Here is a 24,789-nt window from a genome sequence, read left to right as displayed (position 1 = left end):
TTCGGCTTGCATGCGCCGGATATCGTCATGAAAGGCCATGAAATGACGAATTTCGTCACCCTCGACGATTTCGACCATAGGCTGTTGGCGCGGGTTCGGCGCAACAATCTGGAGCCAGCGCGAGTGACGGCCGAGGCGGTGGGGCTGTCGGAGTCCGCCGTGCTGCGCCGGCTGCGTCGACTGCGGGCCGAGGGCGTCATCGCCGCCGACGTCGCCCTGATCGATCCGGCCCACGTCGAGCCGCGCATCGTCCTGCATGTCCAGGTCGAAATGAACACCCAGGACCGCAAGGTCATGGACGCCTTCCAGCGCGCCATGAAGGCTAGTTCCGAGGTCCAGGGCGCCTGGGACGTCACGGGCGAGACCGACTATCTGCTGACCGTCGCCGTGCGCTCGATGCAGGAGTATGAGGCCTTCGGCATCCGCGAACTGATCCCCGAAAAGGGGGTGCGCGGTTTCAAGAGCATGATCGTGATCCGTGAAGTCGTGGGCTTCGATCCCGCCCGCGTGGCGCTGGAACGCTAGAGGTTCAGAACAGCGGCGTGATCACGCGCAGCGACACCACCACCACGTCGTCGGCGTCCTTCAGGCCGCCGGGATCGCGGATCAGCTGGATGTCGGGCTGGATCGTGAAACGGCCGATGCGGTCGGCGTAGGTTAGCTCCAGCCCTTCTTCATAGCGGGCCGGGTCGGCGGGCGCATCGGCCAGGTTGGCGCGGGCCTTGGACGACAGCCAGCCCTGGTGGAGACCGAAGGACAGCTGGCTGTCGGGGCGGGCGGCGAAGACCTGGCGCACCAGAACGCCGGCCTGCCAGCCGCCCTTGAAGTCGGTGGTGTCGCCGTCGGACAGGCCCAGGCGGGCGAAGGCGTCGACCTGGGGGCCGTCGGGGGCGGCGGCGCCCCAGACATGACCCTCGGCCAGGGCGTAGGCGCCCTGGGCGATGCTGTGGGCCGGGTCGCCGTCGGGGGTCAGGTCGCGGATGTCGTCCTGGCGCTGGTTGTAGCGCCAGACGCCCAGGGCGTAGCGGATGGGGGCGCCGCCGACGGGGGCGTGGCTGCCGAACTCGGCGATGGCCAGGACGCCGTGGTCCAGGTCCGTGTCCACCCCGCCGTGATCGCCGAAGGTGCGGGCGTCGGCGTTGACGACGGCGGCCTGGACATAGGTCCTGTCCGTGTCCCCGACCCGTAGCCGCGCCGCCAGGGACGACGAGGGGAAGATGGCCGGGCCGTTGGGGCCGGTCGAAGCCAGTTCCGAACCGATGCCGAACGGCGGCGAGATCAGCAGGCCCGAGGCCTCGGTGGCGTAGAATTCGCTGTTGAGGTCGTACAGGCCGGCCAGCAGGGTGGCCGAGCCGCCCAGATCCTGTTCGATCCAGGCTTCGAACAGGCGGGCGCCCTGGGCCCCCACCTCGATATTGTCGACGCCTTGCAGGGTTCCGGCCAGGGCGTTGGGTTCGCCACCGCCGTTATAGAGGCCCGACATGTGCAGGCGCGCGCCGCGCCAGCCCCAAGCCTGTTCCAGATCGCCGTCCAGTTCGACGCTCAGATTATCCAGATACCGGCCCGCGCGTTTGGCGCCGCCCGAGACCACGCCCGAAACATCGGCCGTATATTCCGCCGACAGGGTCCAGTCCGGGTCCGCCGCGCGGGCCGGGTCTTGGGCCAGGTCTTGGGCCTGGGCCGGGGCGGCGCCCATTGCGGCGCATGCAGCGGCGACTGCCGCGGCGAGGGGTTTGAAAACTTGGGGCTTAGCGTTCTGCATGGCCATACGTCCGTTCTGTTCAAAGAGCGGCGTAATCCCGGCGGAATGAAAATCGCCCTTAAGCGACCGCGAGGAAACGACGTAGGCGGCCGAAAATCATGCATTAACCAGAATTCGTGTACCGCGGTTCGAAGGAATGTCAGGTTTGCGGGAGCGGTCATGATCTGGACGATCGGCAAGAAGGTCACAGCCACGGGGATCATCGTCCTGCTGCTTTCCGTCGGCACGGCGGGCGTCGGTCTGGTGATGAACGCCAAGCTGGCGGGGGCGCTGGACCGGGCGTCGGTGTCGTCGAGCGTGTTGCGTAACCACATGCAGGCCGACATGATGCATGACGCCCTGCGCTCCGACGTGTTTGGGGCCATGCTGGCCAAGGATCCCGCCAACGGCGTCGATATCGATGCGGTGACGGCCGATCTGGCCGAACACCGCGAAATCTTCGAAACGGCCATTGCGGAAAACAACGCCCTGGCGACGGATCCGGAGATCCAGGCGGCCCTGAAGGCGGTCGAGGCGCCGCTTCAGGCCTATATCGCGGCGGCGGCCCGGATGGTCGAACTGGCCGCCGCCGACCCGGTCGCGGCCCAGGGCGGGATGACCGACTTCCTGACCCAGTTCACGGCCCTGGAGACCGCCATGAGCGCGGCGGCCGACAGGATCGAAGCCACGGCCGAAAAGAACCGCCTCGCCGCCGAGGTTGAGGCCAAGGCCGGACAGATGGTGATGATGGTCGCGGTGGTCGCCAGCCTGCTGATCAGCATCAGCCTGATCCTGGCGGGGTCGCGCGGTTTGGTGGCGCCGATCCGCCGCCTGACCGGGGATCTGCGCGCCATGGCCCAGGGCCAGACCGAGGTGAAGCTGGGCGAGGCCCGCCGCAAGGACGAGGTCGGCGACATCGCCCGCGCCGTCGTCGATATCCAGGCCCTGATCGTCGCCCGCGCCCAGGCCGAGGCGGCCGAGGCCCATCAACGCCGCGCCCGGGAAGAAGAAGACCGGGTGGCGGGCGATCAGTCGCGCGCGGCCGCAGCGCGCGAACAGGCGGCGGTCGTGACCGGCCTGACCCAGGGGCTCGAGGCGCTGGCGCGGGCCGACCTGACCTTCCGCATCCAGGACGCCTTCCCGGCGGCCTACGAACAATTGCGGTCCAACTTCAACGTCGCCCTGGACGGGCTGCAGGAGGTCATCGGATCGATCGCCGTCAACGCCGGCGCCATCAACGCCGGGGCCGGGGAAATCGCCCAGGCCGCCGATGACCTGTCACGCCGCACCGAGCAGCAGGCCGCCTCCCTGGAGGAGACGGCGGCGGCTCTGGATCAGATCACGGCCACGGTGCGGGCGACCGCCTCGGGCGCGGTCCAGGCGGCCGGCGCGGTCCAGGAGGCGCGCAGCGACGCCGACAGGAGCGGCGCGGTGGTCCGCGACGCCATCACCGCCATGAGCGAGATCGAACGCTCGTCCACCGAGATCGGCCAGATCATCGGCGTGATCGACGAGATCGCCTTCCAGACCAACCTTCTGGCCCTGAACGCCGGGGTCGAGGCGGCGCGGGCGGGCGAGAGCGGCCGCGGCTTCGCCGTCGTCGCGTCCGAGGTCCGGGCCCTGGCCGAGCGGTCGGCCCAGGCCGCCAAGGAGATCAAGTCCCTGATCACCCAGTCCACCACCCAGGTCGGATCCGGGGTGCGTCTGGTGGGAGAAACCGGCCAGACCCTGGACCGGATCGTCGCCCATGTCGCCCAGATCGAACGCTTGGTGACGGACATCTCCTCCTCGGCCGCAGAACAGGCCACCGGCCTGCAGCAGGTCAATACGGCGGTCAACCAGATGGACCAGATGACCCAGCAGAACGCCGCGATGGTCGAACAGTCCACCGCCGCCAGCCATTCCCTGTCGCAGGAGGCCGACAGCCTGAACGCCGCCGTCGCCCGCTTCCGCGTCGGCGCGCCCCCCGCCGCCTCGGCCCCCGCGCCGGCGCCGGCCCGGCCCGCAGCCTCTACCGCCCGCACCGTCGCCGCCCTGAAGACCGTCGGTCGCGGCGGCGCGGCCCTGGCGCCGGCGTCGGAACCCGACGCGGACGGGTGGGAGTCCTTTTAGGCCGCGCGCCGCCGTCCGGCGGTTACAGAGTCTGACGGAAGAAGCGAACGACCTCCCGGTTGAAATCATCATTAAAGGCCGCCCGGTCGAAGCCGGGCGTGGCGACGCATATGATCGGCGCGGCCGCCGCCAGTCGGGCGGAGCAGGGCGGCAGGAAGTCGAAATGGTCGGCGCCCGAAACCACACGATATTCGGGCGGACGTGGCAGGGCGTCGCGAACAGGCTCGGCGTAGAAGGGGCTGGGCAGGACGTGGTCGTCTTCGGCCCGCCACAGCTGGACCGGCTGGGTCAGGCCCGAGAGGCCTTCACGCGTGAAGGTGAAGCCCAGGGCCGGGGCGGCGGCCACGACCGCCTTGATCCGTGCGTCATGGACCCACTCCTGAACGGCCGCCGCCTGGATCGCTTCCGGATGGGCCGACACCAGGCGGCAGTCGTAGAAGTCAGGGTGAGCGCGGCAATGATCGACGACCCGGCTCAGGTCGGGCTTGCCGCCCGCCGCCGTCAGGACGGAAAAGCCGCCGGAGGAGAAGCCGAAGGCGCCGATCCGGTCCGGGTCGATCCGGCCCCGATCCTCCCACTGGCCCGTCAGATAGTCGATCAGGACATGGATCTGGCGCGGCCGCTGGGCGACGTTCGCAGCCTGGCTCTGATCGCGCCAGTTATCGCCCGTATGGGTCAGGGCGGCGACCGTGAACCCGGCCTGGGCCAGGGCGCGGGCCGTGGCCTCATGGCTGCGGAAATCGCCGCCGTTGCCGTGCGAGATGACGATCAGGGGGCGTCGGGCGTCGTCCCCGGTTCCGTTCGACGGGGGCGTCCAGATCCCGACCTCGATGGCGGGGCCTGCGCCGTCCGCAACTTCCAGCCGGGTGAAGCCGACGGTCTGGGGCGCCGGCTGGGCGGCGGGCGTCGTCGCCGGGGGCGCGGACGGGACCGCTGCGGACGGCGGGGTCTGAAGGGCGAGGGCGGCGAGGGCGGCGAGCAGGATCATGGAAGGCTCCGTTCAAGGGCTGTGACGGCGGAGTTCTGAACGGGTCTCTCCCCATGGCGCCACGCCGTTTGCGCCAATGGGCGAACGGGTTCGCGGCCCGGCGAGTGGAAGATCGGCGCGGCGATTCCGCAGACGCCGCCGAACGGCTAGGAAGAGGGATGAAGTCTGGGGATTCGCGATTGACGCACGGGCGCCTGGCGCTGGTCGGGCTGGCCGTCACGACCGCCCTGGGGCTGGTGCTGGGCGTGATCGGGCCGTTCGGTTCGTATCTGAACGGGGCGGCGCCGCTGCGGATCGTCTATTGGGTCGTCAGTCTTTGGTCGGGCTGGGTCCTGTTCGGCTTGATCGTCCCCCGGCTGGCGCTTTGGGCGCGCGAACGGGGGCTGTCCGTCTGGATATGGGCGCCGCCGATCGTCGTCCTGCTGGCGGCGCCCATGACCCTGATCAGTCGGGCCCTGGCCCAGCGGATGTGGCCGGGCGCGTTCGAGGTCGGCCTGCTGGAATGGTACGGCCAGAGCCTGATCGTCAGCATCCTGGCGACCGGCGTCCCCCTGTGGATCCTGGCGCGAACCGCCGCCCCCGCCGCCGAGCCGCCGACGCCCCTGTCCGCCGACCCGCGCGACCGACTGTCCGCCCATCTGGGCCGCGAGGTGATCTGCCTGCAGATGGAGGACCATTATGTCCGGGTCCACACCCCCCTCGGCTCCGATCTCGTCCTGATGTCGCTGTCGCAGGCCATGGCCGGACTGGCGGACGTCGACGGGCGTCAGACCCACCGGTCCTGGTGGGTCGCCCGGGCCGCCGTCGAGGGCGTGGTCGAGGACGGCCGCAATCTGAATCTGAGGCTGAAGGGCGGGCTGACGGCGCCGGTGTCTCGTACGCGGGTCGCACCGCTGCGGGCGGAGGGGTGGTTGTAGGCCGCTCCAGTTTCCTGGAGCGGCCCTCGGCGTTTCTGTCACTGAACGGAGCCCGCATTGGCCATTCGCTAGGCGTTAGTCGTGCGCTTCAGTGAGCTTCTAAAAGCATCGTTGTCGGTGATGCTTGCGTACTGAGTGCGGAAAGGCGTGACGACTCTCACCTGGCGATCTGGCTGCGCCAGAGACGATGGGTATCGATCGTCTCGCCCCTCCAAGGATCGAGTTGTTACCAGTAGCCGCCAGGGCACGAGCCGATGGCTTCCAAAGTATAGTAGGGCGAAGTGGTGCCGTTCACCGGAGACGCGGTGACATTTCCGTTCACACAGCGGTCGCGATAGAAGCCCACCTGCGTTGTCAGTGTTTCGTCGCTGTAGAACGTCCGGTGATACATGAGGCCGGGCGCCTTTGCCGTTGCTGCGGCAGAGAGGGCTGAGAGCGCTAGAACGGCGCCCACTGCGGCAAGTCGGACTGTCGATTTCATATTCATCGTGATCCTCCAGGGGAACAATTTTCCCCTTTTGAGGGAACGTCTCGGCGAGATGATGCGCAACCTAGTATCGTTCTTAATGCGTCTAACGATTGCGTGAGCGATGGCGTGTCCCCACGGCTCTTCATAAGGAGAGCGGTGTGCCGTTTTGGCTTGGCGGATGCGTTTTTTCAGCCGGCGTCCCGTGCGCGCATGTTGGATCGACCTTCACTGATCCCGCCGCTAGGCTGCACAAATGACCAACAAATCGTCCGACCGCCCGCTCATGATCGTACTTGGCCTCGGCGCCGTCGCCGCCGCTATTTCATTCGTCGGCATCGTCGCTCTGTTCGGGATCGCGATGTTCGGGGTTTTCTTCGGCTAGGCCGGCTGTCTGCGGCGCCGGATCTGATCCTGGCGGACAGAAATCATCGCGACTGCCCCCTTGCGGATCGGTCTCGCCGCCTATCTGTTACGGACCCTGAACGACCCGACCTTACCGGAGCCCCCATGTCCGACTTCAGCTACGACGCGTCCCGCCATCTGAAGAAGGGGCGGGGCAAGGTCTATGACTCGATCATCGACACCATCGGCGACACCCCCCTGGTGCGGCTGCCGCGCCTGTCGGACGAATACGGCGCCAAGGCCACCGTGCTGGCCAAGCTGGAGTTCTTCAACCCGATCGCCTCGGTCAAGGATCGGATCGGAGTGGCCATGGTCGAGGCGCTGGAGGATGCGGGCAGGATCAACGCCGACACGGTGCTGATCGAGCCGACCAGCGGCAACACCGGCATCGCCCTGGCCTTCGTCGCCGCCGCCAAGGGGCTGAAACTGATCCTGTGCATGCCCGAGAGCATGTCGATCGAACGGCGCAAGATGCTGGCCCTGCTGGGCGCCCAGCTGGAGCTGACCCCGGCCGAGAAGGGGATGAAGGGCGCCATCGCCCGCGCCCAGGAACTGCTGGAGACCACGCCCAATGCGGTCATGCCGTCGCAATTCGAGAACCTGGCCAATCCCGCCATCCACCGCGCGACCACGGCCGAGGAGATCTGGAACGACACCGACGGCGCCGTGGACATGGTGGTGGCCGGCGTCGGCACCGGCGGCACCATCTCGGGCGTCGGCCAGGCGCTGAAGGCCCGCAAGGCCTCGATCCGGATGATCGCGGTGGAGCCCGAGGCCTCGCCGGTCCTGTCGGGCGGCGCGCCCGGCCCGCACAAGATCCAGGGCATAGGCGCGGGCTTCACCCCCGCCATCTATGACGCCTCGGTCGTGGACGGGATCGAACAGGTGTCGAACGACGAGAGTTTCGACATGGCCCGCAAGGCGGCCCGCGTCGAGGGAATCCCGGTCGGCATCAGCTCGGGCGCGGCCCTGACGGCGGCCTTTCGCCTGGCCGCCCGCGACGAGAATGCGGGCAAGACCATCGTGGTCATCATCCCGTCCTTCGCCGAACGCTATCTGTCGACGGCGCTTTTCGAGGGCCTGTAAAGCCGAGCGTCGCTGATACGTCGGGTTAACTCTGAGACCCTAGTCTTGGCGCCATGACCCAGGCATCGGCCCTGAATGACGAAGAGGCGGCTCCGCCGTCGCTGAAGGCGCGCCATGCGTTGCTGAAGCGGCTGGCCGACGTCGTCTCCCTGCCGGCCAGCCGGATCAACGCCTTCGAACGGGCCGTGACCGGCGACCTGCTGGTCGAGATGCTTCGGCTGGGATCGACGGAGGAGCGTCGACGCGTCGCGGCGCGGCTGGCGCCCCTGGCCGAACTGCCCAGCAGCGTCACACGCCTGCTGCTGCGCGACGAGCCCGAGATCGCCCGTCTGCTGATCGAACAGTGCGCGTCCCTGAGCGACGCGGATCTGGTCGGGTGCGCGCGCGATGCGGGGCCCGAGCATCGGCTGATCATGGCCGAGCGGCGCGGTCTGTCCGAGATCGTCACCGAAACCCTGTTCGGCTTCGGCGAGATGGGGGTGATGGAGGCGGTGCTGCGCAACCCCACCGCCCGCCTGTCCCAGGTCGGGGTCGAGGCCGTGGTCGGCCTGAGCCGGACGCATCCGAAACTGTCCGGCCTGCTGTTGAAACGGCCTGAACTGAGACCGGCCGGCGCCTATGTGATGTTCTGGTGGTGCGGCCCGGACGACCGGCGCACCATCCTGCAGCGGTTCGCCGTGTCGCGCGAGGTGATGCAGGAGGTGTCCGAGGACGTCTTCGCCATGGCCGCGGCCGAGGGCTGGTCGGACCCCGTCGCGCGCAAGGCCCTGCAGTTCATCGAGCGACGCCAGCGCAACCGCGCGGCCATCGACAAGAGCCCCTATGACGGGCTGGAACACGCCCTGTCGGTGGCGGCGCAAGACGGCCTGTCGCGCGAGACGGCGTCGGAGATCGCCTTCTTGGCGGGCGTCAAACCCCTGACCGGCGCCAAGATCCTGGGGGATCCGGGCGGCGAGCCCCTGGCGATCCTGTGCAAGGCGACGGGTCTGTCGCGTGCGGACCTGCTGAATCTGTGGCGCTCGATGCGTCGGCCGGAGACGACGGCCGACGGCGCCCTGCATCCTGACCTTGAACGTGTGCAGATCACCTATGAAATGTTGGCCGTGGATCGGGCGCAGACCGTATTGCGTTACTGGAACTGGTCTCTGTCATCGGCCCTGACCCCCAGTCTCCTGCGTGCGATTCGTGAGGGGGAGGATGAGGCGATCGATGAATATTCGGCGCCGGAACGTGCAGCCATGATGGTCCTGACCGAAGACTTGAAACGCTAGGTCAGCATGACCACAAGTGTGGTTGTATAGAGCCTTGTCGTTCGCATAACGCGCGGATTGCTTTTGCAATCAAACAACCCTAAGAGCCGAAAGGGTGGGTTCGGCTGGCGTTTCAGTCGAAACAAATAGATCATGGAAGAGACGCCGCGAATGGACGAGAAGCCCGAACTGCTGGAAATGACCGCTGACATCGTGTCGGCCTATGTCGGCAACAACACGGTGACGGCGGAAGCCCTGCCGGCGCTGATCGCCAATATTCACGCCGCTCTGTCGGGCGTTTCCAACGGTCCCGTCGAGGTTCCGCCGGAACCCAAGGAACCGGCCGTACCGATCCGCAAGTCGATCAACGCCGATTTCCTGATCTGCCTGGAAGACGGTCGCAAGTTCAAGTCGCTGAAGCGTCACCTGCGCACCAAGTACGACATGAGCCCCGAAGATTACCGCGCCAAATGGGGTCTGCCGAAAGACTATCCGATGGTCGCCCCGAACTACGCCAAGGCGCGTTCGGAACTGGCCAAGCAGATGGGCCTGGGTCAGGGCGGCCGTAAACCCGCCCGCGTCGCACGCGCCAAGAAGTAAGACCGGTCCTTACCGGTAGAAAACGCCCGCTTCCGCAAGGAGGCGGGCGTTTTTGTTTGGAACGGCGAACAGACCTCTCCCTCCCCCTGCGGGGGAGGGGGGCGTAGCGCAGCGAAGCCGGGTGGGCCGGGCCGGGCGACGCGAGACAGATGGATTCAGAATAGGACGGGTGGGGCCTGCATTAAGACGCGCGCGCTTTTGCCTGGCCGCCCCCACCCCGTCGCTGGCGCGACGCCCCTCCCCCGCAGGGGGAGGGAGAAATCGTGCTTCTATGCCGCCTGGGCGACGCGGCGCATGCGCCAGAAGCGCAGGGTGCGCTGGGCGGCGTCGCGGGTCAGTTCGCCGTACATGCGGCCATAGGCGGCGGCCCGGCCCATCGGATTGGAATCCCCGCCCAGAAGCGACACGGCGTAGGTCAGGAAGATCGCCCGGTCGATGTCGGCGGCCTTGCAGATGATCGACAGGGCGTCCAGGTCGCGGCGATCGACGATGTTGCGGGCGGTGTGGAAATCGACGTCCGAAAGACGCGACAGGGCGACCAGGAAGGCCGTGCGGCCCTTGGAGCGCAGGAAGCGGATCAGCACCTGCGGGGTCAGCTGGTTGGCGGCGTGCAACTCGTCGACATAGGCCAGGCTTTCGGCGTAGTCGGCCGGCAGGGCGCCGTCGTCGGTGGCGACACGGGCGCGCCCGGCGGCCAGGGCGGCCTCCAGCAGGTCCGGATCCATCTGGGCGTTCTGTTCCAGGATCTGGTGACGCAGCCGGGCCTCGACGACGAAATACATGTCGTTCAGCAGGTCGGCGGGCAGGCTCTTGCGCTCGACCGCCGGGGCGTGAAGCTCGGGGTTGTTCTTGGCGCGCTCGACCGCAGTCTCAGACGCGGCGCGCGACAGCTGGGCGCCGTCGTTGCGCAGCAGGACGCCCAGGGTGTGGTCGTCGCCGCGTTCGACGATGATCTCGGACACGGCCTCGGACACCTCGGTACGGCCGGAGACGGCGCGCATATGGTCCTGGCCCTGGCGGCTGATCACGCCGATCAGGTCCGCGTCGGTCAGGACGGTGGAGCCGCGCAGCACCGGCCCGGCGACGTCGATCTGGTCTTCGGCCAGGCGTCGGATCAGGCTGGCCGGGGCGTTGGGCGCCTCGGCGAAACGGGCGGCCAGTTCCGCGCGGACGGCCGTCTCCATCTCCTCCGACAGGGTTTCGAGGACGGAGCCGTAAAGCTCGGTCTCGGCCACGCTGTGCTCGACGCCGCCTAGGAAGTGGTCGGTCAGTTCGCGCAGCAGCAGCCGGCGCTTCTCGCTGGAGGCCTCGTTGGCCAGGGCGATCAGATCGGGCAGGCGCGAGCCCATGATGATGGCCCGTTCTTCGGCGGAGGGTTCGGTCATGGCAGGTCGTCCCCCGTGGTCTGGGGCACGGCCCGAACCGAGCCGTCGCTGTTGCGCTGCAGGGCGGGCGGACCGTCGGGTTGCGCCAGGTCGGCGGACGACGGGGTCTGGGTCATCTCCACCGGCAGGGCGTCGAGATAGATGGGCTGGACCGTATTGATCCGGTCCGGCTGACGGCCGGCCTGACGATGGACCGAATAGAAGCGCGCGCCCTGGACCGGGGCCAGGGCCGCCTGGACCATGGCGGGCGGCGCGGCGGAGGCGGTCTCAGCCTTGGTCCCGCCCTGGGCCTGGGCCGCAGTTTCGGGCGCGGTCTGGGCGGTCGTCTGGCGCTGGAGCCGGAAGATCGGCGCGTCGCGTCGTGGGGCCATCGGATCGAAGGCGGGATCAGGCGCGGCTTCGGCATGGGCCTGAGGCTGGGCCTGGGTCTGGGTCTGGGGCGGGACCGGCGACTGTGCGGGCGCCGGGTCCTGGGCTGCGACGACGGTTTCGGCGTGAACAGGGGGCGGCGCGGCCGCGACGGGGGCGGGCGCGGCGACATAGGGCTGGGGCGTCGTCGCCATCGTCGGCGTCGTCGTCGGGACGGGCGCGATCCAGTCGCTGGCCGGCGTCAGGCCGCGATGCGGCGTGGGCTTCGACGCCGGCGCCGGGGCCGGCAGACGGGCCAGCGGAATGAAGCTGACGGGCGTATCGACGGCGGCGGCGACCGTCGTCGGCTGCGGGATGCGGCGCAGCGTCGGTGCAGCGCCCTGCGTCACCGGCGGCTTGCCCGGCCAGGACAGGTAGCGCAGGCCGCCTGCGCCGCTCGCCGAAGATTGAGCCATGGCGGCGCCCGACGCCGCGCAGGCGGCGATCAGGGCGGTCGACAGGATCAGGGCGTGTCGCAAGGGGCGGGTCTCGCACGAACAAAAAGACAACCCCCAGCCTAGGCGGATATCGCTTAACCCGTCGCTAACGGCGCAACAGGAATCGTCCGATCACCCCGACAACGGCGTTCAGCACCAAGCCCAGCAGGGTCAGGCAAAGGACCCCGCCCAGCATTTCCGCCGTGCGCAGGCGGTTGCCCGCCTCCAGCAGCCGCCAGGCCAGACCCTGTGTCGCGCCCGAGCCCGAGACGAATTCGGCCACCACGGCGCCGATGACCGCCAGACCCGCTGCAACCCGCAGACCCTCCAGCGCGAACGGAAGGGCCGAGGGCAGGCGCAGCCGCCACAGTCTTTGCAGGGGCGTGGCGCCATACAGGTCGAACAGCCGCTCCAGGTCGGGATCGGCCGACTTCAGCCCGGTCAGAATTCCCGAGAACAGCGGGAAGAAGGCGACGACGGCCGCCAGGGCCACCACGGCCCGGTCGGCGTGGTCCAGCCCGGCCCAGATCAGCACCAGGGGGGCGACGGCCACGACCGGCGTGACCTGAAGCGCCACGGCCAGGGGCCGCACGGCCCGCTCCGCCGCAGGGTGCAGCGACACCGCCAGGGCCAGGCCCCCGCCGACCAGACCGGCCAGGACCAGGGCCTGAACCGCCATGCCGAACGTCACCAGGGCCGAGGCGGCCAGGCGCGGTCCCGCCTCGACCAGGGCCACGGCCACCGCGCTGGGCGGCGGCAGGAAATAGACGGGCAGGTCCAACAGACGACACGCCGCCTCCCACCCCGCCAGCAGCAGGACGGCCAGGCCGATGGGCGGCGCCAGTTCGGTCAGGCGTCTCATGGCGCGGCCTCTGGGCGCATGGCCGCCTCCAGCGCGTCTGCGATCGCCTCGACCGTCTGGCGATAGGCGGGCTCGGCGCGCCAGCGGGCGGGCCGGGGCAGGGGGCCGGGCGTCGCCAGGTCGGCGACCGGCCGCCCGGTCGCCGCCGCCAGCACCACGACCCGCTGGGCCAGATAGACGGCCTCTTCGACGTCATGGGTGACGAAGACCATGGCGGGCCGGGGCTGGGCCGTGGCCCAGAGGGCGTGCAGATCCTCGATCAGGCGGCGGCGGGTGACGCTGTCCAGGGCGGCGAAGGGCTCGTCCAGCAACAGCAGGTCGGGGGCCGTGACCAGGGCGCGGGCCAGGGCGGCGCGCATGGCCATGCCGCCCGACAGCTGCGACGGCCGGGCGTCCGGCCGGTCGCCCAGGCCGACGGCGCTCAGGGCCAGGGCCGCGCGCTCGCGGGCCTGGGACCTGGCCATGCCCGCCAGCTCCAGCGGCAGGGCGACATTGGTCACGGCCTCGGCCCAGGGCATCAGGGTCGGGCTCTGGAAGACGAAGCCGGTGCGGCCGACCCCCAGGGCGCGGATTACATCGCCCGCGCTGGGCGTCTGAAGCCCGGCCAGCAGGCGCAATGTGGTGGACTTGCCGGCGCCCGAGGCCCCGACCAGGGCGAGGATCTCGCCCTGCGCCACGTTCAGGTCGATGGGGCCAAGCGGGGCGCGGCCGACGAGATCGACCGTCACCCCCCGCAGCGCGGCGATGGGATCAGCCACGGCCCGGCAGATAGTTGTCGGTGAAGGCCTCGCGCCAGTTCAGGCCGGGGTCGAACACCCCCGCCTGGCTGACCACCTCGAAGAAGGCCTGCCAGCGGTCGGCCGTCATGGCGCCCAGGCCGTACAGGGCGGCGTCGCCCCCGTCGACGATGGCGTTGTCGCGCAGCTTCTGCCGGGCCTGGTCCAGGATGGCCTGGGTCATTTCCGGATTGTCCTTGCGGATCAGGGCGTCGCCCGGCGCCGCATCGCCCCGCAGATAGTCGCGCCAGCCCTCCGCCGAGGCAGCGATGAAGCTGCGCAGGGCCGTGGCGTTGTCGCGTGCAAAGGCGTTGGGCGCCAGAACCATGGCGGCGTAGGAGGGATAGCCCTCGTCCGCCAGCAGGAAGACCTTGGGCTCGAACCCCGCCTCCTGCTCGATCGTATAGGGTTCGCTGGTCAGATAGCCCTGCTGCACCGCCCGCTCGTCGGCCAGGAAGGGCGCCAGGTTGAAGGTGTATTTGCGCACCTGGTCGTCGGTGAAGCCGTATTTGGCCTTCAGCCAGACCCAGAAGGCGTTGATCGAGGCGTCGGCCAGCAGGAAGGGCCGGCCGGCCAGATCGGCGATGGTCTCCAGCGCCGGATCAGGGTGGGCGATCAGCACCTGGGGGTCCTTCTGGAAGAAGGCGGCGACGGCCTTAACGGGTGCGCCGGCCGCGACCAGGTTCATCGGGATGAAGCTGTTGGACCCCATGCCCAGTTCGACGGCGCCCGAGGCCAGCAGTTGCGGCACGTTCACGCCCGGCCCGCCCTGAACGATCTGGACGTTCAGGCCGCGCTTCTCATAGGCGCCGGTCGCCAGGGCCTGATAGAAGCCGCCCTGTTCGGCCTGAGCCCGCCAGTCGGTGGCGAAACGCAGCCGCACCCGGCCCTGTTCATCCACCGGCGCCTCTGAGCGGTCGCAGGCGCGCAAGCCCAGCGCCGCCCCCCCGACCACGGCCGCACCGCCCGCGAGCAGGGCGCGGCGACGGGTCAGCAGGCGATTCCCAAGCTGGATCATGGCCCTGCTTTACGGGGGGATGGGGGCCTTGGGAAGGCGGGGGTTCAGTTCTGATCCACGTCGGGAGCGGCCGTCTCGTCCCGCAGCTTGTAGCGGACGGGAACAACGCACCGCACGCCGGCCTCGAACCCCGGCGTGGCCTGGCTGGACTGCACCAGCCGCAGGGCGTCGACGCCGAAGGCGGCGGCCGGCTGGGCCTCGATCACCGAGACATTGCCGATCTGGCCCCAGGGGGCGATGTCGAAGCGGATCAGAGCCCAGCCCTCTATGGAGCGCTCGTTGAAGACGGTCGGAAATACGGGATTGGCCCGAACGGAGAACCGGTCTGCGACGGCCGGCGGGCATTGCTGCAGCGGGTCTTCACGCTGATCTTCCGGCGTCAGGGGCGGGGCCGCCAGGGTCTCGCCCGAGCGATAGAGATTGTACACACAGCCGGTCCGGGCCGGTCCGGGCTGCATCCGGGTCTCGGCCGCCGCACGGCGAGCCTCGGAGTCCAGGTCTACGTCGCCGGACGAACCGAGAGTCTCGACGTCGGTCGCGCGGCCATCGGCGTCGATGTTCCAGCGGGTCACGGACCAACTGCGGCCGCCGGGCGAGGGCTTGCGCCCTTTTTCAAAGTCGGGAAACACGACCGTGTCCGGTCGGCGGCCGCCGAACCGGTCGCCGCAGTCTGCGCCCTGTCCGCCCAGGCGTTTCGCCACGGCGTCGCGCAGGGCCCCGGTGGTCCGGGTGACGGCGAAATAGTTCAGCAGGTCCGGGACTTCCGCCTCATCCAGTCGAACGCTGCGCCAGCGGATCGTCAGGCGGCAATCCTTGCGCGCTTGGGCGGAGAAACGCCAGGCGGCGAGACCGGCCTGCAGGGTGTCGAAGGCTGCGGGGGCTGCGTCGGCGGGACGGATATCCATCGTGCGCCCATCCGACGCGACCGAGAAGGCCAGGATCGTCTCTGCGTCGGACACCCCTCGTCGCGCGGACGGCTGCGCCGGCAGGGCTTCGCTGTAGAGGGGCTGCACCGCGAGGCCTTCGCACGTCGCTTCGGCCTGGGGCAGCTGCAGGATGGTGTTCTCGACCGACTGGGCCGGCCCGACCAAGGCGCCGGACCTGACGCTGATGGGCGAGGGCGTCGGAGGGGTCGGCCCCACGTCCTGCGGCCGTTGGTCGGCCTTCGCCGAACCGGCCGTCGTCACGGCGCCGGCGGCCAGGATGCACAGGGCGGTCTGTAATGCGCGCATGACGATCTCCAACTGCACGGCATGGGTGCAGATGGCGCGGCGTCTGTCTAGCGTAAGTGTGTGAAATCCGGCCCCCAATTGAGCGAGGGGACGAAGCGTTCGGGGGGAACCCGTGCTCTTCGTCCCCTCGCCAAGTCCGGGTTGGACTTGGCCGGCTGGGTCTGGACCTTGGCGTCAGCGCCGTTTCGAGCGAACCCGAAAGGGCGGTCGGCTGTATCCTGTCGCGCTCCGGGTCTCTGGCGTCCCACGGCATTGCGTCCGCGTCGTCCGTCGATCCCGATCCGGTTCCCCCGTCTTCGTCGATCCTGAGACCGTCAAAAGACCGGGGCCGTGGATCCCGCCTGGCGCCCGTTACGATCCGAAGATCGCCCGATCGCGCCGGGTCGTAGAGCCGGGCCGGTTCGCTTGAGGCCGGGGTCTCCCCCGATTTCCGCGCCGCCGTGTCCCTCGGCCCGTTGACGTTCTCGCGAAACCCGCTATGAGGCAAGCGCCCGAACTCGCCCCGATGTGCACGATTGGCCCGGCGGCGGTGGACAAGTCTGTGAACATCGGTGGACGGATCGAATTCGCGTTGGCGGATCAGTGTTTTGTCTTGTCCACAGAAACCCGGTGGCGCGATGTCAGTGCGCGGCGGGTCGGGGGTAGCTGAGAACACACAGGGCGCCGGGGGCGGCGTCGACGATGCTGAAGCGGCCGTGAAGCTGATCCGCCAGGCCGAGGACGATCCGCAGGCCCAGGCTGCGCCCCTTGGCGGGATCGAAGTCTGGCGGCGGTCCGGCCCCGTCGTCGCGCACCTCCAGGCGGCGTTCCGACCCCTGTTCATACAGGCGGACGTGGATGCGGCCGGGACGGTCGGGGAAGGCGTGTTCCAGGGCGTTGTTGACGCATTCCAGCAGGATCAGGACGACCGGCGTGGCCTCGTCCGCCGTCAGGGCGTGCCGGGCTTCCTCGACCACGACGGCCACGTCGGTGCGGCCGGCGGCGTTCAGGGCGTCGCAGACCAGCTGGCGCGCCAGGTCGTCGAAGGGCGCCGCCGCGCCGTCGGCGTCGAGCAGGCTGCGCTGCACATTGGCGATCATGGCGGTGCGCGCCGAGGCGTCGGAGAGGGCGCGACGGGCGGCGGGATCCTTCGACATCCCGGCCTCGAGCCGCAGCAGGCTGCTGACCACCTGGATGTTGTTGGAGACCCGGTGCTGAACCTCCTTCAGCAGCAGGTCGCGGCTCTCGGCCAGGGCGGCGTTGCGCGCCACCTCGCGCCGCAGATTGTCGGTCGCGGAGTTCATGCCGATGATGAAGAAGATGTCGACGGCGACGACGAAGACGTAGAAGGCCAGGGCCATCCCCGTCGCCAAGCTCCAGTCGAAACCGGGCGCGCCGATCCAGAACCACCAGGCGCTGAGACCTGACAGGACGGCCGTCAGGATCGCGGGCCACAGTCCGGCGAAATAGGCCACGACCACCACGGCCGGGAAGAAGGTCAGATAGGGGAAGCCGGGCGGGAACCAGTCGGCCAGGGCCATGCGGATCCCGAGCGCCGCCAGCCAGATGCAGATCGCCAGACCATAGCCAAAGGGGGGGCGACGAAACAGGTCCGGGTTCAAAGGCTTACTTCTCCCCCAATGCCCGCATCACGCGGCGCTCAAGTCTCGGGAGGTAGGTGAAATCCCTCAGTCCTACAATCGGGAATTTTCCTTATGACTTCAGGCGTCCGTTGAGCCAGGCGCGGACGGCCCCCCGCGCCCCCCGCGCGGCCGGGCCGCCGAAATGCAGGAAGCCGTGGGGGACTTCGGGGACGCGGATCAGGTCGGCCTCGGACGCCTCGCCCCAGCGGGTCGCCATCAACAGGCTGTCCTCGAACAGCGGGTCGTATTCGCCGGCCAGGAACAGGGCGGGCGGCAGGCCGGTCAGGTGGGCGTAGAGGGGCGAGACGTCGGAACGGCGCAGGCCTGCCTCGTCACGCTCGGGGGCCAGACGGGCCAGGTCGGCCTGCATGGTGGGACCGTTGAACAACAGGGTCTCAGGACCGGCCGAGCGGACGCTTTCCGTGCCCGACAGGTCGAACACGCCGTAGGTGAAGACACAGCCCTTCACCAGGTCGATCAGCCCCTGGTCGCGCAGGGCCACGGCGGTCAGGGCCGCCAGATGGGCGCCGGCGGACTCGCCGGTCAGGAAGACGGTCGCCGCGCCCAGCCGGTCCACATTGGTCACGGTCCAGTGGGCGGCGGCCAGACAGTCGGATATGGCGGCCTCGATATAGATTCCGCGCCGCTCGGACAGCAGGCGGTAATCCACCGAGACGACGCAGAAGCCGTGGCGGGCCAGATGGGCGTTCAGCCGGTCGTTCAGCCCGGCGCTGCCCAGCACCCAGCCGCCGCCGTGGATGTCCAGGATGACGGCGCGAGGCGGACCCTCGGGCCGCAGGATGCGCAAGGGGACGGGCTGGTCGCCGTCGGTCTGGACGATCTCGACCGTGACGCCGCGCTTTCTGAGACGCGGCACGGTGATCGCCCCGGCCGCCGCGTCCAGCCACAGCGACAACCGCTGCCCGGCGTCTATCCGCCAGGCGTCGGTGCGCAGGCGCGGCGCCCGGGCCAGGACAGCGTTGATCCGCCGCACGGCCGCCTGCTGGGCGGGGGCGAAATCGACGACATGGGTGCGCAGGGTCATGTCAGTGGAGTGGGTGACGGCGGGTTTGGTTTCAAGAGGCGGCGGCGTCGGCCAACTCGCCAAACGCCGAAATCCGCCATAAGGTCGACGCCATGAAAAAGCTCACTCCGTTCGGCGTCCTTCTGATCTTCGGGCTGATCGGCCTGTTGACCAAGAATTTCGGCCTGTGGTTCGCCTTCGGCCTCGTCGCCTTCATCGCCGTGGGCGTGGCGCAGAACCGCCGCGGGGGATCCAAGACCCCTGCGGAAGGCGACGAAAAGGAAGGCTAGCCCGCCAGGGCCGCCTTCTTCTCTTCCAACTCCAGCCATTCCAGTTCGGCGGCCTCGAGGTCGGCGCGGGCCTTGTCGGCGGCCTTCATCGTGGCGTCGAAGGTCTTGGGGTCGCGGGCGTAGAGGGCGGGGTCGGCCAGGGTCGCGTCATGTTTGGCGATCTGGCCGGGCAGGGCCTCGATTAGGGCCTCCAGCTCCTTCAGGCGGTGGGCGTCCTTGAAGGTCAGCTTGCCGACCTTCTTGGCGGCGACGGCGGGCGCCGGGGCCTCGGCGGCGCGCTGGGCGGCGGCCTTGTCCTGGGGGCGGGGATTGGCGCCGGGGCGCAGGAAGCCGGGGTTCTGGCGGATGAAGTCGGTCCAGCCGCCGGGGGTCTCGACGATGTCGCCGCGCCCGTTCAGGGCCAGGGTCGAGGTGGACAGCCGGTCGATGAAGTCGCGGTCGTGGCTGACCAGGATCAGGGTGCCGTCATAGTTCTCGAGCAGCTCTTCCAGCTTGTCGAGCGTGTCCATGTCCAGGTCGTTGGTCGGTTCGTCGAGGATCAGCAGATTGGCCGGTTTGGCGAGCGCGCGGGCCAGCAGCAGGCGGTTGCGCTCGCCGCCCGACAGCGTCGAGATCGGCTGGCGCAGCTGGGCCTCAGAGAAGAGGAAATCCTTGGCGTAGGCGGCGACGTGTTTGGACACGCCGCGCACCAGGATGGAGTCGCCGCCGCCCGGCGTCAGGGCGTCCCACAGGGTCATGTCCGACTTCAGCCCCTCGCGCGACTGGTCCAGATAGACGGATTCCAGGTTGGAGCCCATGCGGACCGTGCCCTCGTCAGGCGGCAGTTCGCCCAGCAGGGTCTTGACCAGGGTGGTCTTGCCCGCGCCGTTGGGGCCGACAATGCCCAGGCGGTCGCCGCGGATGATGCGGGTGGTCAGGTCCTTGAACAGGGTGCGGCCGTTGAAGCCCTTGGACACGCCCTTGATCTCGGCGACCAGCTTGCCCGAGGTTCCGCCGGAATCGACGCCGAGATAGAGCTCGCGCGGGGCGTCCTTCATCTTTTCGGCGCGTTCGGCGCGCAGGGCGTCCAGCGAGCGGGCGCGGCCCTCGTTGCGGCTGCGGCGGGCGGTGATGGAGGAGTAGAAGGTGGCGGTCTCGCGCTCGATGGTCTTGGTCAGGCGACGCAGGGATTCGGCCTCTTCCTCCGTGACCTTGGTTGACCATTCGTCGAACTCGACGAAGCCCTTGTTCAGGGTGCGGACGCGGCGGTTCTCCAGCCAGTGCACCGTATTGGTGACGCGGTTCAGGAAGGCGCGGTCGTGGCTCACGACCAGAAGGGCGAGCCGCGCCTGGATCAGCTCGTTCTCCAGCAGTTCGATGGCCAGGATGTCGAGGTGGTTGGTCGGCTCGTCCAGCAGCAGCAGGTCGGGCTCTTCGGCGAAGGCCTTGGCCAAGGCGGCGCGGCGGGTCTCGCCGCCGGACAGGCCTTGCGTCGATTTCTCGGGATCCAGGCCGAAGGTGGCCAGCCAGCTCTCGGCCGTCCAGGTCTCGGCCTCGCCGGACGCGGCGTAGTCCAGCAGGGTTTCTCCGGTGATGTCGGGTTCTTGCGGCACATAGGCGAAGCGGACGGCGGACTGGACCGAACGGTCGCCGCTGTCAGGCTCGATCAGGCCCATGACGACCTTCATCAGGGTGGACTTGCCGGCGCCGTTGCGGCCGACGAGGGCGGCGCGGCTGCGGGGCTCGACCGCGAGGTCGACGCCGTCGAAGAGGGGGCGCTGGCCGTCCTGAAGACGGACGTCCTTGAGTGCGACGAGGGGGGGTCTGGCTGCCATTGGCGGCCATATAGAGGAGGGACGGTCGATCCGCCACGGCCTTTGAGAATTGACAGTGACCGTCCAGTCGGTATGTAGCGGTAATGGACACCACGACACGCCGCCGCGCCCCCGACGACACCCGAGCCGAAATTATCGAAAAGGCGCTGGAAGTCGCCGCCGAACTGGGGGCGTCGGGTTTCACCCTGGATGCAGTGGCGGCGCGGACGACGGTCAGCAAGGGGGCCTTGCTGCATCATTTCCCCAGCAAGATCGCGCTGTTGGAAGGGATGATCGATCATCTGGGCGAGATGCACGCTGACAGCATCCTGGCCGAGGCGGCGCGGGATCCTGAGCCCTATGGCCGCAACGCCCGGGCCTATCTGCGGGCGACGGTCAACGAGCCCTTCACGCCCCAGGACATCAGCATCGGACGGGTCGTCATGGCCGCCTGCGCCATCGAGCCCACACTGGCGCAACGCTGGAACACCTGGATCGACAAGGTGAAGATCGACGATCCCAGCGACCCGGTCGGGGCGGACGACGCGCTGATGTTGAGGCTTATTGCGGACGGGCTGTGGATGTCGGACATCTTCGGCACACATGCGGTGTCGCTGGACCAGAGGCAGGCCCTGCTGTCGCTGCTGACGCCCGGCCATCCGATCACGGCCAACGAGGCGTGAGCCCCATAACCTGGGCCGCCCTGCTGGGGGCCATCGGGCTGGAGGTCGTCGGCACCACCCTGTTGCAGCAGAGCCAGCAGTTCACGAGGGTCTGGCCCACGGCGGGGATGGCGATCTGCTACGGCCTGGCCTTCTATCTGCTGTCGGTCGCGCTGAAACAGATGCCGGTGGGAATCGCCTATGCGATCTGGAGCGGTCTGGGGGTGGTGGCGATCTCGGTGATCGGGGCGGTCGCCTTCCGCCAGAGGCTGGATTGGCCGGCGATCGCGGGCCTTGCCTTGATCATCGGCGGGGTGGTGGTGATCAACCTGTTCTCAAAGACCGTCGGTCACTGAGAACATGGTTATATTGCATTAAGTTTTAGGGTTTTAGGTGCCTGAGCATCTTCGGTTTCGCCCCTCCTCCCCTTGTGGCGCGCCAGGGTGGCGAGGTGGGGATCTCCGATGACTGACGTGGGCGCGGGCGTCAGGCCCGAGCGTATTCTTGAGCTGTCCGAACGGCTGAACACCGTGGCGGGCGAGAAGATCGGCGAGATCGCCTCGGTCAACCGAGCCGCCAAGATGCTGGTGGTCAACGCCCAGGTCGTGGCCGCACGCAGCGGCGAGGCCGGACGCAGCTTCATGGTGGTGGCCGAGGAGTTCAAGCGGATCTCGGGCCAGATCGACGACATCGCCGGCGCCCTGGAACAGCAGGTGCGGGGCGACCTGACCGAGCTGTCGGCCATCGGCGGGGCGATCCTGGGCCAGTTGCGGGGGCAGAGGCTGGCGGACCTGGCCCTGAACGCCATCGAGATCATAGACCGGAACCTGTACGAGCGGACCTGCGACGTGCGCTGGTGGGCGACTGACAGCGCGGTGGTCGATTGTGTCGCCGAACCCGACGCCGCCCGGGCGGAGCACGCCAGCCAGAGGCTGAAGGTCATTCTGGACGCCTATACCGTCTATCTGGACCTGTGGATCTGCGACCGGAACGGCCTAGTCGTGGCCAATGGACGGCCGGATCGCTACGCGGTCCAGGGGCAGTCGGCGCGGGACATGTCGTGGTTCCGCGACGCGATGGCGACGAAGTCGGGCGATGATTTCGCGGTGGCGGATATCGCGCGGCTGGAGGCGCTGAACAGCGCGCCGACAGCGACTTACGCCACCGCCATCCGCAAGGGCGGCTTGGCGAACGGGGCGGTGATCGGGGTGCTGGGCATCCATTTTGACTGGCAGAGCCAGGCGCAGACGGTGGTGGACGGGGTGCGTCTGACGCCCGAGGAACGGGCGCGGACGCGGGTGCTGTTGCTGGACCAGAAGCACCGGGTGCTGGCGGCGTCGGACGGGGTGGGGGTGCTGAGCGAGACGGTGAAACTGGACGTGGCTGGCGGCGGCATGGGCAGCTACGCCAAGGGCGACCGGACCGTCGGCTACGCTCGCACGCCCGGATACGAGACCTATGAGGGTCTGGGGTGGTATGGGTGCCTGGTCCAGGGCGCGGCCGCCATCTGATCGCCGCATCCACCGATTAGGCGCGCCGTCCCATGATCCCCGTTCCGTCCCCGCTTCAGCCCTATTGGGAAACCAAGACCCTGGTCGAGATGTCCACGGCCGAGTGGGAGGGCCTGTGCGACGGGTGCGGCCTGTGCTGCGTGATCCGGTTCGAGGACGAGGATACGGGCGCGGTGATCCCGACGCGGGTCCACTGCAAACTGTTCGATTCCGCCGCCTGTTCCTGCGCCGACTATGCGAACCGCAAGGCCCAGGTGCCGGACTGCATCAAGCTGACGCCGCACAATATCCAGAGCCTGGCGTGGATGCCCAAGTCCTGCGCTTATCGCCGGCTGCACGAGGGACGGCCGCTGGCGGCCTGGCATCCGCTGGTCTCGGGCGATCCGGAGACGGTGCATAAGGCCGGGGTGTCGGTGCGGGGGCAAACGATCTCGGAACTGTCGCTGGCCGAGCCGGAGGATGCGCTGGATTTCGAGGCGCCGGAGTGGGCGGTCGAACGCGGGTAGGGATGTCGGGTTCGACACGTCAACTGTTACAATGACGCTGGTCCAAATCGCTTAAATACAAAGGCTTATGCTTTTCTCGGGGCGAGTTTCCAGCCTGAGGACGCTGGTGCGTTATGGTTTGGGCATGGCGGGAAAAGGCGAAGAGAGCGGAACGGGCGGCAGCTGGCTGGCGTCCCTGTTCGAACGGCTGAAGACGGCGGTCGAGCGTGCGACCGACATGATCTGCAGCGAGGAACCCGAGACCCTGGATGAGGCGGAAAAGCTGGCGCGTCGCGCCGGGGTGATCGCGCGCGCCGCCAAGCTGGTGGACGCGATCCGCCCGCGCGTCGAGGCCGAAGACAGCGAAGAGGACGAGATGGGTGGACGGATCTACGACCCCGAAGAGGACGAGCGACTGCGACGCGAGTTGGCCGCTAACTGCGATCGGATCGAAGCGATCATCGAGAGCAAGCGAGATCGACAAGCTGGAGGGGGCCATCCTGAGACGGGAGGCCCGCAAGGCCCTGGTGAACCGTCACCAGATCGAACCGGTTGAACCCGGCTGGGCCACCTGGCTGCTGCTGGGCGGGCGGGGATCGGGGAAGACCTTCGCCGGGTCGGTCTGGATCGACACCCTGGCGCGCAAGTCCAAGGTCAATCTGGCGTTGGTCGGACCCGCCCTGCATGATGTGCGCGAGGTGATGGTCGAGGGCGTATCGGGGATCAAGGCCCTGGCCGAACCGGGCGACCGGCCGCGCTGGGAGGCGGGGCGGCGGCGGTTGCTGTGGAAGAACGGATCGGCCGCCTACGCCTTTTCGGCCGAGGATCCGGACAGTCTGCGCGGGCCGCAATTCCACGCCGCCTGGGCCGACGAATTCTGCGCCTGGCGCAAGCCCGAGGCGGTGCTGTCGAACCTGAGATTCGGCCTGCGTCTGGGGGCGGCCCCCAAGCTGGCGGTGACGACGACGCCCCGGCCGATCCCGGCGCTGCGGCGGCTGATGGCCGAGGCGGGGACACGGGTGGATCGGGCGGCCACGGCCCTGAACGCCGAGAATCTGTCGCCGGGGTTTCTGGCCCATCTGACCGATGTGTACGGCGGGACCCGGCTGGCGGCGCAGGAGTTGGAGGGACAGGTGGTCGAAGGCGAGGGCGCCCTGTTCGGGGTCGAGGATCTGAAACGGGCGCGCGGAAGCCGACCGGCCGAGCTGGACCGGGTGATCGTGGCGGTCGATCCGCCGGCGAGCGCGCACGGCGACGCCTGCGGCATCGTGGTGGCGGGGCGCAAGGACCGGCGGGCCTTCATCCTGGCCGACCGGACGGTGCGGGGACTGTCGCCCGGCGGCTGGGCGGCGGCGGTGTGTCGGGCGGCGCGGGATTTCGACGCCCAGGAGGTGGCGGCCGAGGCCAACCAGGGCGGGGAGATGGTGCGCAACGTCCTGAGACAATCCGACTGTCCGGCCCCGGTCGAACTGCTGCACGCCTCGCGGTCCAAGGCCGCGCGGGCCGAGCCGGTGGCCCTGCTGTATGAGCAGGGGCGGGTGGTGCATTGCGGGGACTTCCCGGCCCTGGAGGAGGAGATGCTGGCCCTGGGGTGCGAGGGCGGGCCCAGCCCGGACCGCGCTGACGCCCTGGTGTGGGCGGTGTCGCAGCTGATGCTGGGGAAGGCGGCGGAGGGGCCGAGGATACGGCGGTTGTGAGGCCTTGGTTTCTCCCTCCCCC

26 protein-coding genes are annotated in these 24,789 nt (G+C 68.9%); 14 read left to right on the top strand and 12 right to left on the bottom strand.

Annotated elements, in window-relative coordinates:
• The first annotated feature begins 27 nt into the window (after window positions 1-27).
• Window positions 28-525, top strand: a complete 498-nt coding sequence (locus GGR11_RS07705; protein WP_246331600.1) for an Lrp/AsnC family transcriptional regulator — start codon at window positions 28-30, stop codon at window positions 523-525.
• A gap of 4 nt (window positions 526-529) precedes the next feature.
• Here the strand turns inward: GGR11_RS07705 and GGR11_RS07700 are convergent, their stop codons facing one another.
• Window positions 530-1,696: a carbohydrate porin gene (locus GGR11_RS07700; protein ID WP_246331598.1), complete on the bottom strand. Its 1,167-nt coding sequence runs from the start codon at window positions 1,694-1,696 to the stop codon at window positions 530-532.
• A 225-nt stretch (window positions 1,697-1,921) separates the two neighbouring features.
• Here GGR11_RS07700 and GGR11_RS07695 point away from each other — a divergent pair, with 225 nt between their 5' ends.
• Window positions 1,922-3,853, top strand: a complete 1,932-nt coding sequence (locus GGR11_RS07695; RefSeq protein ID WP_183196123.1) for a methyl-accepting chemotaxis protein — start codon at window positions 1,922-1,924, stop codon at window positions 3,851-3,853.
• A 22-nt stretch (window positions 3,854-3,875) separates the two neighbouring features.
• Here GGR11_RS07695 and GGR11_RS07690 read toward each other — a convergent pair whose 3' ends face one another.
• Window positions 3,876-4,841, bottom strand: coding sequence for an alpha/beta hydrolase family protein (locus GGR11_RS07690; protein ID WP_183196122.1), 966 nt, complete (start codon window positions 4,839-4,841; stop codon window positions 3,876-3,878).
• A 158-nt stretch (window positions 4,842-4,999) separates the two neighbouring features.
• On the opposite strand from GGR11_RS07690, the gene GGR11_RS07685 reads away from it, so the two are divergent.
• The gene (locus GGR11_RS07685) at window positions 5,000-5,758 is read left to right on the top strand and encodes a LytTR family DNA-binding domain-containing protein (protein ID WP_183196121.1); all 759 of its coding nucleotides are present in this window, start codon (window positions 5,000-5,002) and stop codon (window positions 5,756-5,758) included.
• 226 nt (window positions 5,759-5,984) lie between these two features.
• Here GGR11_RS07685 and GGR11_RS07680 read toward each other — a convergent pair whose 3' ends face one another.
• Window positions 5,985-6,239, bottom strand: coding sequence for a hypothetical protein (locus GGR11_RS07680; protein WP_246331596.1), 255 nt, complete (start codon window positions 6,237-6,239; stop codon window positions 5,985-5,987).
• A 241-nt stretch (window positions 6,240-6,480) separates the two neighbouring features.
• Here GGR11_RS07680 and GGR11_RS16880 point away from each other — a divergent pair, with 241 nt between their 5' ends.
• The 4 genes from GGR11_RS16880 to GGR11_RS07665 all read left to right on the top strand — a co-directional run bounded on the left by GGR11_RS16880 (window position 6,481) and on the right by GGR11_RS07665 (window position 9,565).
• Window positions 6,481-6,609, top strand: a complete 129-nt coding sequence (locus tag GGR11_RS16880) for a hypothetical protein (RefSeq protein ID WP_281380151.1) — start codon at window positions 6,481-6,483, stop codon at window positions 6,607-6,609.
• A gap of 125 nt (window positions 6,610-6,734) precedes the next feature.
• Window positions 6,735-7,715 (top strand): cysteine synthase A, encoded by a 981-nt coding sequence (cysK, locus tag GGR11_RS07675; protein WP_183196119.1) that lies wholly within the window; start codon window positions 6,735-6,737, stop codon window positions 7,713-7,715.
• A gap of 53 nt (window positions 7,716-7,768) precedes the next feature.
• On the top strand, window positions 7,769-8,986 hold the full coding sequence (locus tag GGR11_RS07670) for a DUF2336 domain-containing protein (RefSeq protein ID WP_183196118.1): 1,218 nt from the start codon (window positions 7,769-7,771) through the stop codon (window positions 8,984-8,986).
• Window positions 8,987-9,136: 150 nt separating this feature from the next.
• Window positions 9,137-9,565: a Ros/MucR family transcriptional regulator gene (locus tag GGR11_RS07665; RefSeq protein WP_008260928.1), complete on the top strand. Its 429-nt coding sequence runs from the start codon at window positions 9,137-9,139 to the stop codon at window positions 9,563-9,565.
• A gap of 269 nt (window positions 9,566-9,834) precedes the next feature.
• Here GGR11_RS07665 and GGR11_RS07660 read toward each other — a convergent pair whose 3' ends face one another.
• The 8 genes from GGR11_RS07660 to GGR11_RS07625 form a co-directional block, all read right to left on the bottom strand.
• A complete protein-coding gene (locus GGR11_RS07660) occupies window positions 9,835-10,950 on the bottom strand; it encodes a DUF2336 domain-containing protein (protein WP_183196117.1) in 1,116 nt (371 codons plus the stop codon).
• Window positions 10,947-11,837, bottom strand: a complete 891-nt coding sequence (locus tag GGR11_RS07655) for a hypothetical protein (protein ID WP_183196116.1) — start codon at window positions 11,835-11,837, stop codon at window positions 10,947-10,949. Before GGR11_RS07655 ends, GGR11_RS07660 begins: the two co-directional genes overlap by 4 nt.
• Before the next feature lie 64 nt (window positions 11,838-11,901).
• Entirely contained in the window at window positions 11,902-12,657 is a 756-nt protein-coding gene (locus GGR11_RS07650; RefSeq protein WP_183196115.1) for an ABC transporter permease, read from the bottom strand.
• Window positions 12,654-13,415, bottom strand: a complete 762-nt coding sequence (locus tag GGR11_RS07645; protein ID WP_183196114.1) for an ATP-binding cassette domain-containing protein — start codon at window positions 13,413-13,415, stop codon at window positions 12,654-12,656. The genes GGR11_RS07650 and GGR11_RS07645 overlap by 4 nt, the downstream gene beginning before the upstream one ends.
• Entirely contained in the window at window positions 13,408-14,451 is a 1,044-nt protein-coding gene (locus GGR11_RS07640) for an ABC transporter substrate-binding protein (protein ID WP_183196113.1), read from the bottom strand. The genes GGR11_RS07645 and GGR11_RS07640 overlap by 8 nt, the downstream gene beginning before the upstream one ends.
• 44 nt (window positions 14,452-14,495) lie before the next feature.
• Window positions 14,496-15,683 carry a TonB family protein gene (locus GGR11_RS07635; protein ID WP_183196112.1) on the bottom strand — a complete coding sequence of 396 codons (1,188 nt, stop codon included), beginning with the start codon at window positions 15,681-15,683 and terminating at the stop codon, window positions 14,496-14,498.
• A gap of 620 nt (window positions 15,684-16,303) precedes the next feature.
• Complete coding sequence (locus GGR11_RS07630; protein WP_183196111.1) at window positions 16,304-17,284, bottom strand: sensor histidine kinase; 981 nt, start codon at window positions 17,282-17,284, stop codon at window positions 16,304-16,306.
• 91 nt (window positions 17,285-17,375) lie between these two features.
• Window positions 17,376-18,413, bottom strand: coding sequence for an alpha/beta hydrolase (locus tag GGR11_RS07625; protein WP_246331594.1), 1,038 nt, complete (start codon window positions 18,411-18,413; stop codon window positions 17,376-17,378).
• Window positions 18,414-18,442: 29 nt separating this feature from the next.
• On the opposite strand from GGR11_RS07625, the gene GGR11_RS07620 reads away from it, so the two are divergent.
• The gene (locus tag GGR11_RS07620) at window positions 18,443-18,619 is read left to right on the top strand and encodes a hypothetical protein (RefSeq protein ID WP_183196110.1); all 177 of its coding nucleotides are present in this window, start codon (window positions 18,443-18,445) and stop codon (window positions 18,617-18,619) included.
• Here GGR11_RS07620 and GGR11_RS07615 read toward each other — a convergent pair.
• Window positions 18,616-20,433 carry an ABC-F family ATP-binding cassette domain-containing protein gene (locus tag GGR11_RS07615; RefSeq protein ID WP_183196109.1) on the bottom strand — a complete coding sequence of 606 codons (1,818 nt, stop codon included), beginning with the start codon at window positions 20,431-20,433 and terminating at the stop codon, window positions 18,616-18,618. The two genes, GGR11_RS07620 and GGR11_RS07615, sit on opposite strands and share 4 nt — an antisense overlap.
• A gap of 83 nt (window positions 20,434-20,516) precedes the next feature.
• Between GGR11_RS07615 and GGR11_RS07610 the strand changes: the two genes are divergently transcribed.
• The 6 genes from GGR11_RS07610 (at window position 20,517) to GGR11_RS07585 (ending at window position 24,767) form a co-directional block, all read left to right on the top strand.
• Window positions 20,517-21,095, top strand: coding sequence for a TetR/AcrR family transcriptional regulator (locus GGR11_RS07610; protein WP_183196108.1), 579 nt, complete (start codon window positions 20,517-20,519; stop codon window positions 21,093-21,095).
• Window positions 21,092-21,430: a DMT family transporter gene (locus GGR11_RS07605; protein ID WP_183196107.1), complete on the top strand. Its 339-nt coding sequence runs from the start codon at window positions 21,092-21,094 to the stop codon at window positions 21,428-21,430. The genes GGR11_RS07610 and GGR11_RS07605 overlap by 4 nt, the downstream gene beginning before the upstream one ends.
• Before the next feature lie 108 nt (window positions 21,431-21,538).
• On the top strand, window positions 21,539-22,585 hold the full coding sequence (locus tag GGR11_RS07600; protein ID WP_183196106.1) for a methyl-accepting chemotaxis protein: 1,047 nt from the start codon (window positions 21,539-21,541) through the stop codon (window positions 22,583-22,585).
• A 32-nt stretch (window positions 22,586-22,617) separates the two neighbouring features.
• Window positions 22,618-23,091 (top strand): YcgN family cysteine cluster protein, encoded by a 474-nt coding sequence (locus GGR11_RS07595; protein WP_183196105.1) that lies wholly within the window; start codon window positions 22,618-22,620, stop codon window positions 23,089-23,091.
• A gap of 124 nt (window positions 23,092-23,215) precedes the next feature.
• Window positions 23,216-23,626 carry a hypothetical protein gene (locus tag GGR11_RS07590; protein ID WP_183196104.1) on the top strand — a complete coding sequence of 137 codons (411 nt, stop codon included), beginning with the start codon at window positions 23,216-23,218 and terminating at the stop codon, window positions 23,624-23,626.
• Window positions 23,598-24,767 carry a DNA-packaging protein gene (locus GGR11_RS07585; RefSeq protein ID WP_343051102.1) on the top strand — a complete coding sequence of 390 codons (1,170 nt, stop codon included), beginning with the start codon at window positions 23,598-23,600 and terminating at the stop codon, window positions 24,765-24,767. The genes GGR11_RS07590 and GGR11_RS07585 overlap by 29 nt, the downstream gene beginning before the upstream one ends.
• The last annotated feature ends 22 nt before the right edge of the window (window positions 24,768-24,789 follow it).

Origin of the sequence: Brevundimonas mediterranea (genome assembly GCF_014196125.1) — a bacterium.
In the GTDB taxonomy this organism is placed as follows: Bacteria; Pseudomonadota; Alphaproteobacteria; order Caulobacterales; family Caulobacteraceae; genus Brevundimonas; species Brevundimonas mediterranea.
This window is presented reverse-complemented; position numbering and strand designations above follow the sequence as displayed.

Excerpts from the sequence above, each read along its gene's own strand:
- GGR11_RS07650 (WP_183196115.1), bottom strand. The coding sequence starts at position 12,657 with ATGAGACGCCTGACCGAACTGGCGCCGCCCATCGGCCTGGCCGTCCTG.
- cysK (WP_183196119.1), top strand. The coding sequence starts at position 6,735 with ATGTCCGACTTCAGCTACGACGCGTCCCGCCATCTGAAGAAGGGGCGG.
- GGR11_RS07610 (WP_183196108.1), top strand. The coding sequence starts at position 20,517 with ATGGACACCACGACACGCCGCCGCGCCCCCGACGACACCCGAGCCGAA.
- GGR11_RS07590 (WP_183196104.1), top strand. The coding sequence starts at position 23,216 with ATGGCGGGAAAAGGCGAAGAGAGCGGAACGGGCGGCAGCTGGCTGGCG.
- GGR11_RS07615 (WP_183196109.1), bottom strand. The coding sequence starts at position 20,433 with ATGGCAGCCAGACCCCCCCTCGTCGCACTCAAGGACGTCCGTCTTCAG.
- GGR11_RS07670 (WP_183196118.1), top strand. The coding sequence starts at position 7,769 with ATGACCCAGGCATCGGCCCTGAATGACGAAGAGGCGGCTCCGCCGTCG.
- GGR11_RS07700 (WP_246331598.1), bottom strand. The coding sequence starts at position 1,696 with ATGGGCGCCGCCCCGGCCCAGGCCCAAGACCTGGCCCAAGACCCGGCC.
- GGR11_RS07660 (WP_183196117.1), bottom strand. The coding sequence starts at position 10,950 with ATGACCGAACCCTCCGCCGAAGAACGGGCCATCATCATGGGCTCGCGC.
- GGR11_RS07600 (WP_183196106.1), top strand. The coding sequence starts at position 21,539 with ATGACTGACGTGGGCGCGGGCGTCAGGCCCGAGCGTATTCTTGAGCTG.
- GGR11_RS07620 (WP_183196110.1), top strand. The coding sequence starts at position 18,443 with ATGAAAAAGCTCACTCCGTTCGGCGTCCTTCTGATCTTCGGGCTGATC.
- GGR11_RS07665 (WP_008260928.1), top strand. The coding sequence starts at position 9,137 with ATGGACGAGAAGCCCGAACTGCTGGAAATGACCGCTGACATCGTGTCG.
- GGR11_RS07690 (WP_183196122.1), bottom strand. The coding sequence starts at position 4,841 with ATGATCCTGCTCGCCGCCCTCGCCGCCCTCGCCCTTCAGACCCCGCCG.
- GGR11_RS07595 (WP_183196105.1), top strand. The coding sequence starts at position 22,618 with ATGATCCCCGTTCCGTCCCCGCTTCAGCCCTATTGGGAAACCAAGACC.
- GGR11_RS07685 (WP_183196121.1), top strand. The coding sequence starts at position 5,000 with ATGAAGTCTGGGGATTCGCGATTGACGCACGGGCGCCTGGCGCTGGTC.
- GGR11_RS07705 (WP_246331600.1), top strand. The coding sequence starts at position 28 with ATGAAAGGCCATGAAATGACGAATTTCGTCACCCTCGACGATTTCGAC.
- GGR11_RS07635 (WP_183196112.1), bottom strand. The coding sequence starts at position 15,683 with ATGCGCGCATTACAGACCGCCCTGTGCATCCTGGCCGCCGGCGCCGTG.
- GGR11_RS07680 (WP_246331596.1), bottom strand. The coding sequence starts at position 6,239 with ATGAAATCGACAGTCCGACTTGCCGCAGTGGGCGCCGTTCTAGCGCTC.
- GGR11_RS07695 (WP_183196123.1), top strand. The coding sequence starts at position 1,922 with ATGATCTGGACGATCGGCAAGAAGGTCACAGCCACGGGGATCATCGTC.
- GGR11_RS16880 (WP_281380151.1), top strand. The coding sequence starts at position 6,481 with ATGACCAACAAATCGTCCGACCGCCCGCTCATGATCGTACTTGGCCTC.
- GGR11_RS07640 (WP_183196113.1), bottom strand. The coding sequence starts at position 14,451 with ATGATCCAGCTTGGGAATCGCCTGCTGACCCGTCGCCGCGCCCTGCTC.